Here is a 13,755-nt window from a genome sequence, read left to right as displayed (position 1 = left end):
TAAAAATTATTTACAACGTTCCCGCGGTATGGTGTCGTGCGGTTGACTGTCCCACGAAGTGGTGGCTGTCAAGCCGAAAACGACGGCATACGGAATGTGGGTTTGCAAATTAAAACAAAACCGCATGCACTATGACCGCGTGTTGTGCTTTCGTGCTTTTTAATTTTTTCTATTTAGTTTTAAAAAGTATGATAGTGTCTGATAATCCTTTCTCATTGAAATGAACTTCTAAAAAAATCATTTCTTCAGGATCTATATCCCATCCATATTTTTCTTGTACAGGATAGAATTTCTTCTGTGGATTATTCTCGTTGCCTACTTTTTCAGAATTACCTATAAGTTCAATTATTTCTAATTCAGTTTTATTTATCAGAATTTTATTTTCAATCAAATCTTTTGTCATTCTATACCTTGTATCAAGAGTAGCATTCTCACCTCCGTTTTCCTTCCATGTCTTGCTATCAAATTTTAATTCAGGCTTACAGGTAGTTAAGAATAATCCTAAAGAAATAATTAATAATAATCTTAATCTGTATCTAAATCTCATTACGATTTTTTTCAGCATGAAGCACAACGTTCCCGCAGTATGCTGTCGTGGCAGTTTCTTTCACCCGTGAAAGGAACTGTCAGGACAAAAGAGGCAGCCTGCGAACGTTGAAATATATTAGTTAAAAGTACTGCCATGCAGTATGACTGCGTGTTAGCTGCCGTAATTCTTATGGTCGAATATAAACTTCGATTGGCATATCGTCAGTTGAGAGTTTAATAAGATCATCTTCAATTCCTCTAGGATTAGAAACATAATTTTCAGGATCATAAACAAAACAAATCAATTTTTTACAGTCTGGATGGGATTTATAATGTGCTATGTCTAAAATCAGTTGGTCTCCAATATCTTTATCTTTTAAACTTGCCCTAGACTTTTTTACCTCAATTACAATTTGCTCCCGCTTAAGTAAAAAATCGACTCTTGTAGATCCACCAGCATAAGAGGGTGTATATTCTTCTTTCCTAACATCTTCAAAATGAATCCTAAGCAATGCATTTAGTACATCTTGAACATCGTATTCATCTTTAATTGTTATCGTATCTCTCTTATTGTAACGATTTTGGAGTTGTGTCGCCACAGTATGAAACTTATCAAAGAATGTTATAAGGACTTCGTCTGAAATCTGAATTCCTGGTCCTGTTTCTGCATCGCTAAAACTTGCTTTTATTTCAATTTGTCGTATTAATCTAGCAGCCGTTTTTTCAAAATTGTCTATTGCAACAAGCTGACTTAAAAGATGTATAATTAATCCTTCAATTTTAATATGTGGCGGGTTATCTATTTTTCTATTAATCACTGAAGGGTCATCAACAAATACGTATCTTGGCCTTTTTTTATTTATATAATCATTCGAAGTTATACCCCATTCAAAATTTTCAAGTTGTTCAATTAAAGTACTTTCTTGAACGTAATTATCTAGCGTTTTAATAATTGACAATTCAGAAAGTATATAGTCCTGAAACGAATGAAACTTATGTAATTCTTCTAATAAATCTGTTTTAATATGAGGTAATTCAATATCAAAATTTTTCTGAAGATCTTCATTTATGAAGTCTTCATCAATGATCATACCTTTCTGGCTTTTACTGTTAAAGTTTAAGTAATATTGATTATAATTATCTCCAAACCATTCCCCAATCCAGTTTTGAGAATACTTTTTCATACCAACAGTTAATTTCTGAAGGTTTTCCTTTAGCTCTGATCTTTTTTCAGAAGTTTGGTTTTTTAGTGAGTTAAATTCATATTTAACTTTTTCAATTTGGGATAGTAAGGTTTCTTTCATAATATATTTATTAATTTATTATGGCAGCTAACGTTCCCGCGGTATGGTGTCGTGGCAGTTTCTGTCCGATAGGATAGTAACTGTCAGGACGAAAGGAGCAGACAGCGAACGTTGAGTTATTTGGTTTTAAAAGTACTGCCATGCACTATGACCGCGTGTTAGGCCTTGTTATTCTATTAAAGAATTATCATTTTCTTTCACTATGTTGAGACTATCAAGAAACTTTTTTTCTTTTTTTGATAAAGCTATTTTTTTTGGTATTAGTAAGGAGTCTGAGATAATAGTTTTTGCAAAATTACTATCAGCTTTCATTTCGTTCCAATTTAATATAATAGCATTCTGTCCCCAGGTAAAAGATCGATATCCAATTAATCCGTATTTAGAATTAGCTAAAATACAAACTTCTCCATCAACGGCTGGATTTTCATATTCGAATTTAAATACCTTAATCCTATCTTCAAATACATTCAGATATGCCGTGTCGGTTATTAAAAAAACATCATCATTTTCAAATATCTTAATAGAGCCGTCTTCTGTTATGCGGATTAAAATATTTTTGAATATCTTTTTATAGAAGTATGCTTGTTCCGAATCTGTCACTTTAATTTCAAGAGTATCATTCAATCCATATTGAAACAAACTGTCATGATTATATATTCCAAATTGAATAGGAATGGTCCTAATAGAATTCGAATCCTTTAATTGAGCTTTCGATGAGATAGATGACACAAATAAAATCACCTGAATAATAAGCAAAGGTCTCATTTAAAATTTTTTATGTTTAATAAGGCTTAACGTTCCCGCGGTATGCTGTCGTGGCAGTTTCTTTCCGACGGGAAAGGAACTGTCAGGACGAAAATAGCTGGCTGCGAACGTTGAATTATTTGGTTTAAAAAATACTGCCATGCAGTATGACCGCGTGTTAGCGCCAGTTTTTTTTCAATTTAGTTTTTCGTTGAAATTCAATTCAAACTTACAATCATAATTTCCTAAGTTAAATTCTCTTTCTCAGCAGGTAAATCTTTATGGATTTTATCAATTACAATAATGATGATTAGGGTAAATATTAACCATGTAATAGGTAAGATTATAAAAAGACTTATAAATCCAATTCCCCAATCTGTAACTCCATCGGATACATAACCGTCAGGTGTCATTATTTCTGTAATAAGGAAGAATAAAAATGGTATTGATAAAACAGAAATTAAAATTTTCAGAAATCTTCTCTCCGTTTTTCGACTCATGCTTTAGCTTTTCTAATAGTTTAGTTCAAGACTGTTTGTTATTTTAAAATTGGCGCTAACGGTGAGTATATGCAAAGTAGGCGATTTCGGGCTTCAAACTTATCAAACCGTTACAACTTTGAAGCGGGCTACAACCGTTGATTTTACAACCATTTCGCCTATTTTGTATATACATTGTTAGCAAACGTTGTTCCTATTGATTTTATCTCGTTTATTGTTATTTCTATAGGTATTACTATGCCTGTTTCAGAAAACCTATCAATTTCAGAATCAGAAAATTCTAAATACCTTTCGTCTCTAAATTCTTTATGTTGTTTCCAGTAAAATGGGTCTTCTCCAGACAATAATGGTCTTATTTTATTATAAGGGAAATCTTTCGGCAAATCTTTTGGCTGATTTGTTTGAGAATCCCAGTAAACATTAGCAAAACGCTTATTGACATTCCAAGGTGACATAAATAAATAGACAATATTTTCTTGAGAAATATTCGCAGCTTCGGCTAAGCTACTAATCCTTTTCTCCATTTCACCATTCTTATACATACCACGTTCCCAACCAATAGTGGTTTTGATTTCTATAATGAAAATATTGTGATTTTTATATTTAATCAGGATATCGGGTTGTATTTTACCTATTTTTTCTTCAACAACCACCTCGTAATCTGAACCTAAAGCAAGAGAAATATATAACGCAACTATATCTTGAAATAAATCAGAGATTGCCATATTTTTTCTCCTTTTAAACATCACTTTATATTTCCATTGTGCTGCCTTAATCTTGAAAATATGCTTATAGATTGATTTGGAAATCTCTCTCTTTGATAAATCTAAGTCATCAATATTATCTACGTACAAAAATGAATCTATAAAATCTGAATAGTAATTGCTTATTTCCGAATGATTCATAAACTAACGGATTTTTAATTCTGCAGTTCCACTCAAAGCCGCTTTAACAAATGCACCCAAAATCTCACCAGTTGTTACACTGACGGTTGTTGCTTCAATTATTTTGACAGGTAAATCAGTACTAAAGTTTAAGTCAATATTTTTTACAGACTCGACAGAGGTCAATAACAATTCTATATTATAAGAATTCTTTCGATTAAATGGGGTTAGTGAAAAATCTACAATGTTAGATTTATTACTAAAATCAATATCAGGTGTATAGTTAATATTGTGATGACGGTCTTCTCCATTTGTTTCGATATTCACGATTTCAACATTATCAGGAGTTGTAATACCAAATGAAAAATCAGGATAGTCTTTATTTCCACTATTTATAATGCTGATTTTTGCAATATATAAACTGTCAAAATGATAAACTGAAGTAGTACCTGACAGAGTAATCTTTGTAAGATAATCATCAAGTATTTTCTCAGGGGAAAAAATCGTAGAAATTTCAACGGATTTTTTAATCGTTTGAATACGATTATTTCTTTTGTCAATCAATGCTTTAATTATTGCTCCTACAGCTCCTCCACTAATTAGTGGAATGCCTATTTTTAGTATGTCACTTAACTCTATCTCCATATGTATGATGTTGGTTGTCTTTCAATGTTTGCTAACGTTCCCGCGGTATGCTGTCGTGGCAGTTTCTTTCCGACGGGAAAGGAACTGTCAGGACAAAAGAGACAGCCTGCGAACGTTGATATGTTTTGTTTAAAAATACTGCCATGCAGTATGACCGTGTGTTGTAAATAGTGCCTTCTTTTGTTCTCTCACGGGTGCTCTTTAAATTGATGCTCCACAAATTAAACACTCCGGCAAATCAAATGAGATTCAGCCACCCATGGCCGGATAATTTAAATCAAAACTCTACGATATTGCGTCAACCCATAACGATATTGAATCCTGTCTCACGAATACGCTACTTCAGCTGAAATGCAATGAACTGTAGAAACTATATTAAAATCAACTAATCACGGCATTATTTACAACGTTCCGCGCGTATGAAACGTAGCGGTTGTCGAAGCCACCTTTGTTTGTAGCGAGACCGTTTTTGTGACAAGATACAAAGATTCGAGAGCTTATTGAAAAAACGTTATCTGAAACTTGAAAGTGGGAGGGTGGATACACCCATTATAACTTTATCAGAGGGGCAACCACCGGCACCGGTATGTTTTATGACGCGATGTTGTAGCCCGTACTTCATTTATGATTTCGTTTAGCTCTTATTAATAATTTTGCAATTCTTTTACTCTTATCCAGATTGCTATATAATCCCATTCTATCAGTTACAATACAGTCAAGATGTTTTGCAATCTCTAATTCTGTTTTGGAATCAATTAACATTTTATAAATCTCTGGAACATAACTTCTATATTCATCATCAGGTCCGCCATAATCATTTACTCCAATTGGATCCCAATCATGCCATAAAATTGAATCGATCTCAGAGTGTAAAGAATCATGTATGTTTTGGAAATCTATCAAGTATGCAGTATTCCAATCTAATCCGTTTGTATCATGCTCATAAATAAAATCATCAACTGAATCAATCCTTTTAAATCTCGGCTCTGGGTCATTTACTTGTTTATCGGTTAAAAAGATTATCTGGTCAGTCTTCGATTTTTCAAATGCCATTCTAATCAGCTTAAAAATCGTTGGCTTATACTTATCCAGCAGATGAAATTTATCATTATTATCATCACTCCAGTCGATCAAATCGCTACCGAAAAATGCCCCTTTTTTATCTGAAATAAAATCTGGATTGCCAAGATGTATAATTGTCCCGCTATATTTGAGAAGAAAATTATAAAATAGTCCTCTGTGACTTATCAACTTATCTTCTACAATTATTGCAAAATCGTAATCAGCTTGATTAATCTCAAACCTTTCCGAATCAATTGATATTAACTCTATTGTTGGCATCTTCTCTCGTATGGGCTACAACGTTCCCGCGGTATGGTGTCGTGCGGTTGACTATCATACGAAGTGTAGATAGTCAAGCCGAAAACGACGGCATACGGAATGCTAATTTGTAGATTAAGACAAAACCGCATGCACTATGCACCGCGTGTTAGGGGCCGTTTATTTTATCAATTTGTTAATCTCATTTTTATTATTTTCATATAACTTTTGAGCCTCATTATATTCATGTAAATTCATTAAACAATGATATTGAGAATTTAAAATGTAATTTTTAGTTTTTGGTTGAATATTTTCAAAATTAAATGTTTTGTATTTCTCCAAGGCTTGTTCAAAATTACGGTCTCTGTATTGTTTGTCAATCTCATAGAGCGCTTTTTTTATTTGTCCATTTTCTCCCTTTAACTCTGTTCTAATTTTTTTTCTTAAATCTTTATTACTCTGCTTGGCAGTAATTGATTCCTCCCAGAACTGTCTTTTAATTTCATTGTCTATTTCAGATTTAACATCAATTCTATATATAGAATCTAGGTAAGAATAAACGACAGAGTTGTACCTATCTTGTATTTTCTGTAATAAAGTCTCTGGAAATAAGAATTCTTCAAAGTGATATTTAAAACCAAATCTATCTTCAATCAACTTCGTGTCAAAAAGGTCATCATATGGATCATTAGTCCCATATAGATAAAGAATTCTGATGTTATCTTTACGTATATCTTTTAAAGCGATTTCCTCATTATATGGAAATCTAGAGTACATAATTGAATCAATGCGCATTTTTGTGATAGAATCCACATCTGAATAATTTTTCTCGTTAATTACAACTTGTCCGTAAGAATAGAGAAAGAGCATTGAAACAATCAGAGTTATATAAAGCTTCATTTAGTCTTGTTTAAATGGCCCCTAACGTTCCCGCGGTATGCTGTCGTGGCAGTTTCTTTCCGACGGGAAAGGAACTGTCAGGACAAAAGAGCCTAACCGCGAACGTTGAAATATTTTAGTTAAAAGTACTGCCATGCAGTATGACCGCGTGTTAGCTGCTGCTATTTTTTAATTCTATTTCTAAATCGCTTAAAATTTGTTTTGATAAATCTTCAAGTCTATTACGATTCCAGATATAACTTAAATAAATGCTTCCCGATATTAAAGAAAAGATAACAAGAATAAGTAATCCGAATTCAATAATGTTTTGAAAAGAAAAAATGTACTCAATAATTAATACTGGTATTGCAATTAAAAAGAATAATAAAATTGAAAATACTATTCCGTATTTTGTATAAGTCTCAATATCAATATTAATTTTTGTATAACTTCCAGAATCAAACAAATCAAATGATATTTTGCCGAATCCTCTAAATGGATTGATTATAGAAAGATTCTGCTCATAACTAAATTTATTCTTGGATACGTTTATTTTTTTATAGTTGATTTTTCCCGTGTAAAGAAGATTCCTTTTATCCTCAGGTTTATTAGTTAATTCATTCAATTGAGTTTTTATTTCTTCAATTGGTTTTGTAGAAAGAAATTCAGATTTCATCTAGTTAAAATTAATCTTTTTCATAGTTGCAGCTAACGTTCCCGCGGTATGGTGTCGTGGCAGTTTCTTTCACCCGTGAAAGGAACTGTCAGGACGAAAGGCGCTTGCAGCGAACGTTGAATCATTTTGTTTAAAAGTACTGCCATGCACTATGACCGCGTGTTAGGGGCTGCCATTTTTTAACTTTCTGCAAAACCTAAACGTTCTTTTATTATCCAGTTGTTATCTTCCCTTTTCATCAGAACTGTACTGCCGTGTCCACACATAAATCCGCAATACATCCAATATTTTACAAGAGCGTATTTTCTGTCTTCTGAGAAAACAATTTTATGAAATCTACAAATTCCTGATTTTCCACAATAATCTTTCAATTTTTCTAAAGTGGGATTTATAAAAGGATCTTCAGAATCTTTAGACTCAATCGTTTGCCAGTTTAACAAAGAGTCTGGACTAATTATTTGGAAATAATCATTCGCTTCCAAAAGCAAGGTGTCAAAAGACTGAAGTTTAAAATCATTTATATTAAATCCGTAATTATCTACCAAATAACTTATCATTAAGGTTGATTCTTTAATTGGATAATTAATAAAAGGTGATAATACGAAAGGGATAGTTGTGTCTCTGAGGGTAGAACTTAAATCATTAATTATTTCAACTTCTGTTTTCCCCAGTTTTTTATAATCAAAACTCTGTCCAAGCGAGACATAATTAGATAATAAAACAGCAAATAATATTGTCACCAGGATTTTCATATGATTTCGTCTTCTTTTATGGTTGCCCCTAACGGTAAATTGTATGAGTAGTGGCAGATTGCGTGGTAGTTTCCTGTCAAACCGCTACGCAGTTTGAGCGGGCTACAACCCTTGATATTTACTACATCGCCTGCCATTACTTATACAAAATGTTGTGGTTAGTAGTTGATTGAATATCATTAGTTACATATTCCATTTCCAAATCTTTTCCTGAAATATAATCGTCAATAGAATAATTTATCTCAATATCTGGAATTACTCCCCTGCCATCATCAATTCCACTTGGTCTTAAAAAATATTTAAAGCAAGAATAAACTCTCAAATTGGAGTAAGGTAAATTAAATTTATAAATATCTCCATATGCTGAAGCAGGGCTACCTGTTTCTTGACCAATTAATTTTCCAACACCATAATCCTTAAACAATAATGCGCATAACCTACCTGAAGAAAAGGTCCGGGTAGAAGTTAAAACATAAATATTACCGTTAAAGATATTTTCTTTTGGTTGGTTAAAGTCTCTATGTCTCGTTATAATTGTATCGACACCGTATCTTTTGTAAGACGGAACTCTTTTAATAATTTCAGGGGATATTTTAACATCATTTCTTTTAAGGCTTTTAAATGGTTTATTGTACAATCGACTAAAAAGTACAACATTTAAAATACTATTCCCTCCTTGGTTCTTTCGAATATCTACAATTAGGTTTTCAACTTTGTCTTTCTCAATTTGGATAAACATATTCTCGATAAGTTCTTCAAATTCATCTTTATTTGTACATGAATTATATTCGAGTAAACACGTTTTGCCATTAATACTATAGTTATAATTTTCTCTAATTCTTGGTTTATTTGTCACTTCTTTTTTTATGCCTTTTACTTTTGCAATTTTTTTATGATCATTTTCGACATATTCGATTTTGAAATGCTTAGAAGGAAATAGTAATGAATAATATCTTGAAAAATAACTTTGAATAGAATATCTTCTGTAATCAATTAATTCACCAGGAAAATAATCAATCAGGGAGTCAATAATTTCTTTTGCGTCAATTCCATTTATTTTTGTAATCACGGAGCCTCTAGGAATCAAGTCAGAATTATTGACATATATATCATCTAAAAAAATCGTTGTATCTATTATATAAATAGTTATCGGAATATAACTATCAACTCTCTTTTTTGTTTGATTATCATTGAAATTATCAGAATAGGGTATAAGGGAATGTCCAAACCCCAGTTTGTTTACTAAAGGTGATAATAATAACCAAAATTCTAAAGCTGTTTTTGGAGAAACTATCTCAGCCTTAACTTTGTCAATGTCGCAATAAAATGAATCCTTTGAGTAATATGCGTATAAGTTGGGGTGAACACTTTCATAAGTTTTAACTAAAAAGTCGATGTCATCTTTAAGTTTATCAGGACTTAATTTTTGACCACTACAAGAATTGATAAAAAATACTAATCCTAAAATTACTGTTAGTTTAATCATTTGCAATGTCGTTTTTGCTATTAACCACAACGTTCCCGCGGTATGGTGTCGTGGCAGTTTCTGTCCGATAGGAAAGGAACTGTCAGGACGAAAAGAGCTGGCTGCGAACGTTGAATTATTTAGTTTAAAAGTACTGCCATGCACTATGACCGCGTGTTAGCAACCGTTTTTATTCATTTATCCTTGTCACTTTAATTTCTAGATTTATTTTTTCAAAAGAGATTATCAAATCTGCAAGTGTATTGCTTAAAAGTTCTTGAAACTCAATAAACGTTTTCATTATCTCTCCAATTACTTTCATATAAAAAGCACATTGAATCTCAACCGTATTTTTCCTTATATTAGATTCGTTTAATAATTGAATAAATTTTTCTTTTTCTGATAGAGTTTCAATAAACGAAAAATCTATTTCAACATCTTCATCTTTAAGTTTCAATCCTTGATGAACAAAACTATTTCTTATCTCGTAAATCCAATCAAATGCTTTAAAATAAAAATCGACAAAAGCCTTTTTGTTCTTATTATTCAAGACTTGCATTTTAGTCATATATTTGATGAAAATCTTTGAAATTTCTTTAATCCGAAAGAATTCTCCAAAGAAAGCTTGAAATAGAAATTCACTTCTAATAACAGGATTTCCTTTTAATGAATTTTTATTTAATCTCAAGTCATATAGGTCCAATAGAATTATATTTATTACCTCGAATATTCTGTTTATATCGCCAATCCAATGGAAAAACTCAGTTCTAATTTGTCCGGGAAAATTATTACTATAGATTTCGGTTAGTTCATCTTCGATTAACTTTGCATTTTTTTCTATGCTTTTTTGTCTAATTTGATTTGCAAAGTCAAGAAATCCAGACATTAATTGTTGTGGCGGTTGCAAATAATCTATTTGTGTCAAATTTGTCAAAGTTGCTGTTTTTAAATGGTTGCTAACGTTCCCGCAGTATGGTGTCGTGGCAGTTTCTGTCCGATAGGATAGGAAATGTCAAGACGAAAAGAGCCGGCAGCAAACGTTGAATTATTTGGTTTAAAATTACTGCCATGCACTATGACCGCGTGTTGTGCTTTCGTTATTTTTTAGAACCTTCAAGCAGTTTTTGTAATTCAATATTTAAATCTTTCGAAACAATATCCTCAATTTTATCAGATTTAAAATCATATTTCTTAACTGTAGATGGCTCGGAGTTATCATCATACTTTCCATCATCGTTATAGTCAATACCGAACCTAACCAATAAATCCTTACTGTCATGTATGAAATCATAATGTGCTATATCAGTCCCTTTGTTAGATATCACTCTAATATCTTGGTTTTTGATTGAATAGATATATAAGGATTTTAAATCTTTGAGATTAACAACTCCATCTCTATATGTATCTTGGCTAGCAGCTGTAAATAAAATCAAAATATCATCGTCAAAAACCTCAGTTCTTATTGCACCAAAGTTTACTCTACTATCAAATAATTTTTTAGTTGTTTTATTCTTTAAATCATAAACAATCAAATTATTAAAAGAGCCATAATAATAGCTTGAATACCTATCGTCTGTTTTAACTTTTTCAAAAGAATCCATAATTCCAAGAACTCCTTCATCAATATATTCTGCTGAATTTAGTGTTTGATGTCTTACTGGAATAATGTAAATTGAATTAACCGTATCCACCAATCTAGGGAAATCATATGATATAACTTGTTGACGCTTTTTCTCTTTCTGTAATTCTTCAATTTTTTCTTCAGACAGTATCCCAGTTTCATCTTCATTAGATCTCATCATCCATTTAAGTTCAGAGATGCCAGCAACAATCATCATTATCAATCCGACAAAAGCTATTAAAACTAATATAGAACCTAAAAGAGCTAATAATTTTTGGTTGTAAGTTTTTAATTTCTCAATATTCATATTTATAAGGTTTTACTTTCCTTTTGAAATAATGAAGCACAACGTTCCCGCAGTATGCTGTCGTGGCAGTTTCTTTCCGAGGGGAAAGGAACTGTCAGGACGAAATAGCCCGACTGCGAATGTTGTAATGTTTTATTTAAAAAGACTGCCATGCAGTATGACCGCGTGTTGTACGTAGTGCCCATAGTCTTCTGGGCTAATCTTCCTGATATTTTAGTTAAAACCGGACTCACAAATTCATGGAGATTCAGCCACCCCATGACCGGCTTATGTAAATCAAAAACTCTACGATATTGCGTCAACCCATAACGATATTGAATCCTGTCTCACGAATACGCAACTTCAGCTGAAATGCAATGAACTGTAGAAACTATATTAAAATCAACTAATTCCGGCATTGCGTACAACGTTCCCGCGGTATGGTGTCGTGCGGTTGACTGTCCCACGAAGTGGAGACTGTCAAGCCGAAAACGACGGCATACGGAATGTGGGTTTGCAAATTGAAATACAACCGCATGCACTATGACCGTGTGTTGTGCCCAGTGTTTTTTTAAAATTCTAATTTATTCGGATCTTGTCGTGTATCGAAAAGTCTAACAATCTCAATTGAAGAATTTGTTACTCGATAAAATAGTGTGTTTTGTTTGGTAATAACACTTTTTCTAATTTGTAATTCTTCATTTATTAGTGGAAAAATCTTAGGATCTTCAACAATCAAGTCAATGCTATCATCAACTTTATTAATAAATCTTCTGGCAATTCGATTACTCCATTTAAATTCTAAGTATTTAAGTATTTTTTCAAAGTCATTTTCAGCAGCTGGGGACCAAATTATTTCTTTAGTCATTTGCAAAACGTTTTCTAAGGTCACTCATAACCTCTTTGTGTTTTCTTCCTTGCCCATTATTTAATTGTTCAACTCCCAATCGTATTGCATTTTGTTGCTCTTCAGATAAATCTTGCCAATCATTTATTTCACTTTTCCCATTGATATAATTCAAAAGCATTCCATATGCTTCCTCTAATCGTTTCCCTTTAAGTGAATCTAATTTTCTAAATAAATCTATTTTAATCTCAGCTGCATTCATGTTTATAACCTTTTTGTAAAGATAAAAAATTCTTATTTAGATAATGAAGCTATTTTCATCTTTTTCAGCATTGGGCACAACGTTCCCGCGGTATGGTGTCGTGGCAGTTTCTGTCCGATAGGATAGGAACTGTCAGGACGAAAGGCGCTTGCAGCGAACGTTGAAACTTCTTGTTTAAAAGTACTGCCATGCACTATGACCGCGTGTTGTGCCCTGTGTTTTCTTATTCTAACTTTCCCATGTTCCTATGACCTGCTCTAATTTCCAAACTCCATTTCCTTTTTTGAAAATCAGTATTGAACCTTGTCCATATAAATAACCCTTAAACCATTCAAATGAGACTAATACAGTATTTCGATCTTTTGAAAATAAGGGTTTAGAGATATATCCATAACATTTGATTCCTAATGAATCTCTTAAAACTTCGTATCCTAAGTCATTCTCTAAATTAAAAATACTGTCAATTTTTTCTTGTTTTAAGAGTTTTTTGTTGATTTTATCTTGATCAAGTCTAAACGTGGAATCACATTGCTGTTGCAATATGAAGTTTACATCTGAAGAATCTATATATCCATAGTCTGCGAGATGTTTTATTGTTTTTGAAGAGTCATATTTAATTCCTGGTTTTGGAATATGGTTTCCGTCAATTGTCGTTAAAGTTTTATCAGATATTGCATCACATTTTTTGTAATCAGATGATAAATCGGTTAAAACTACATTTATAAAATTGTAGATTTCTTCATCTGAAATAGTATTCTTAATTCCATTGCATGAGATCAAATTCAGAATCAGAATAGCACAAACAGTAATTTTAATATTCACTTTCATAACATTGGGCACAACGTTCCCGCGGTATGGTGTCGTGGCAGTTTCTGTCCGATAGGATAGGAACTGTCAGGACGAAAAGAGCTTGCAGCGAACGTTGAATTATTTGGTTTAAAATAACTGCCATGCACTATGACCGCGTGTTGTGCACAGTAATTTATTTAATTCTCTTAAAATATCCATAATCAGAAAGTTCTGAAACCTTAACGGAATCTCT

The 13,755-nt window shown here is 32.3% G+C and carries 16 protein-coding genes; all 16 read right to left on the bottom strand.

Features of this window, described 5'->3' with window-relative positions; all coding sequences use genetic code 11:
* Positions 1–169: 169 nt before the first annotated feature.
* The 16 genes from ACE01N_RS19550 to ACE01N_RS19475 all read right to left on the bottom strand — a co-directional run bounded on the left by ACE01N_RS19550 (position 170) and on the right by ACE01N_RS19475 (position 13,535).
* On the bottom strand, positions 170–547 hold the full coding sequence (locus ACE01N_RS19550) for a hypothetical protein (RefSeq protein WP_380592593.1): 378 nt from the start codon (positions 545–547) through the stop codon (positions 170–172).
* A gap of 169 nt (positions 548–716) precedes the next feature.
* Entirely contained in the window at positions 717–1,832 is a 1,116-nt protein-coding gene (locus ACE01N_RS19545) for a PD-(D/E)XK nuclease domain-containing protein (RefSeq protein ID WP_380592591.1), read from the bottom strand.
* A 168-nt stretch (positions 1,833–2,000) separates the two neighbouring features.
* The gene (locus tag ACE01N_RS19540; protein WP_380592589.1) at positions 2,001–2,597 is read right to left on the bottom strand and encodes a hypothetical protein; all 597 of its coding nucleotides are present in this window, start codon (positions 2,595–2,597) and stop codon (positions 2,001–2,003) included.
* Positions 2,598–2,821: 224 nt separating this feature from the next.
* Entirely contained in the window at positions 2,822–3,076 is a 255-nt protein-coding gene (locus tag ACE01N_RS19535) for a hypothetical protein (RefSeq protein ID WP_375719575.1), read from the bottom strand.
* A gap of 158 nt (positions 3,077–3,234) precedes the next feature.
* The gene (locus ACE01N_RS19530) at positions 3,235–3,981 is read right to left on the bottom strand and encodes a hypothetical protein (RefSeq protein ID WP_380592587.1); all 747 of its coding nucleotides are present in this window, start codon (positions 3,979–3,981) and stop codon (positions 3,235–3,237) included.
* Positions 3,982–3,984: 3 nt separating this feature from the next.
* Positions 3,985–4,605 (bottom strand): hypothetical protein, encoded by a 621-nt coding sequence (locus ACE01N_RS19525; RefSeq protein ID WP_380592585.1) that lies wholly within the window; start codon positions 4,603–4,605, stop codon positions 3,985–3,987.
* Between the two features lie 618 nt (positions 4,606–5,223).
* A complete protein-coding gene (locus tag ACE01N_RS19520) occupies positions 5,224–5,946 on the bottom strand; it encodes a hypothetical protein (RefSeq protein WP_380592583.1) in 723 nt (240 codons plus the stop codon).
* Between the two features lie 159 nt (positions 5,947–6,105).
* A complete protein-coding gene (locus ACE01N_RS19515) occupies positions 6,106–6,825 on the bottom strand; it encodes a hypothetical protein (protein ID WP_380592581.1) in 720 nt (239 codons plus the stop codon).
* Between the two features lie 151 nt (positions 6,826–6,976).
* Positions 6,977–7,480, bottom strand: coding sequence for a hypothetical protein (locus tag ACE01N_RS19510; RefSeq protein ID WP_380592579.1), 504 nt, complete (start codon positions 7,478–7,480; stop codon positions 6,977–6,979).
* A 179-nt stretch (positions 7,481–7,659) separates the two neighbouring features.
* Positions 7,660–8,232, bottom strand: a complete 573-nt coding sequence (locus tag ACE01N_RS19505; protein ID WP_380592577.1) for a hypothetical protein — start codon at positions 8,230–8,232, stop codon at positions 7,660–7,662.
* 136 nt (positions 8,233–8,368) lie between these two features.
* Entirely contained in the window at positions 8,369–9,718 is a 1,350-nt protein-coding gene (locus ACE01N_RS19500; protein ID WP_380592575.1) for a S41 family peptidase, read from the bottom strand.
* 169 nt (positions 9,719–9,887) lie between these two features.
* Positions 9,888–10,631 carry a hypothetical protein gene (locus tag ACE01N_RS19495; RefSeq protein WP_380592573.1) on the bottom strand — a complete coding sequence of 248 codons (744 nt, stop codon included), beginning with the start codon at positions 10,629–10,631 and terminating at the stop codon, positions 9,888–9,890.
* Between the two features lie 163 nt (positions 10,632–10,794).
* Positions 10,795–11,625, bottom strand: a complete 831-nt coding sequence (locus ACE01N_RS19490; protein ID WP_380592571.1) for a hypothetical protein — start codon at positions 11,623–11,625, stop codon at positions 10,795–10,797.
* 550 nt (positions 11,626–12,175) lie between these two features.
* Positions 12,176–12,472 carry a type II toxin-antitoxin system RelE/ParE family toxin gene (locus ACE01N_RS19485; protein ID WP_380592569.1) on the bottom strand — a complete coding sequence of 99 codons (297 nt, stop codon included), beginning with the start codon at positions 12,470–12,472 and terminating at the stop codon, positions 12,176–12,178.
* Positions 12,465–12,713 (bottom strand): hypothetical protein, encoded by a 249-nt coding sequence (locus ACE01N_RS19480; RefSeq protein ID WP_380592567.1) that lies wholly within the window; start codon positions 12,711–12,713, stop codon positions 12,465–12,467. Before ACE01N_RS19480 ends, ACE01N_RS19485 begins: the two co-directional genes overlap by 8 nt.
* Positions 12,714–12,941: 228 nt before the next feature.
* Positions 12,942–13,535 carry a hypothetical protein gene (locus ACE01N_RS19475; protein ID WP_380592565.1) on the bottom strand — a complete coding sequence of 198 codons (594 nt, stop codon included), beginning with the start codon at positions 13,533–13,535 and terminating at the stop codon, positions 12,942–12,944.
* Between the last annotated feature and the right edge of the window lie 220 nt (positions 13,536–13,755).

The organism is Quyinboa ferrireducens, assembly GCF_042436675.1.
Lineage (GTDB): Bacteria > Bacteroidota > Bacteroidia > Bacteroidales > UBA5342 > JBHJHP01.
Note: the sequence above shows the minus strand (reverse complement) of the source record. Positions and strands in the feature narration are given on the sequence as shown.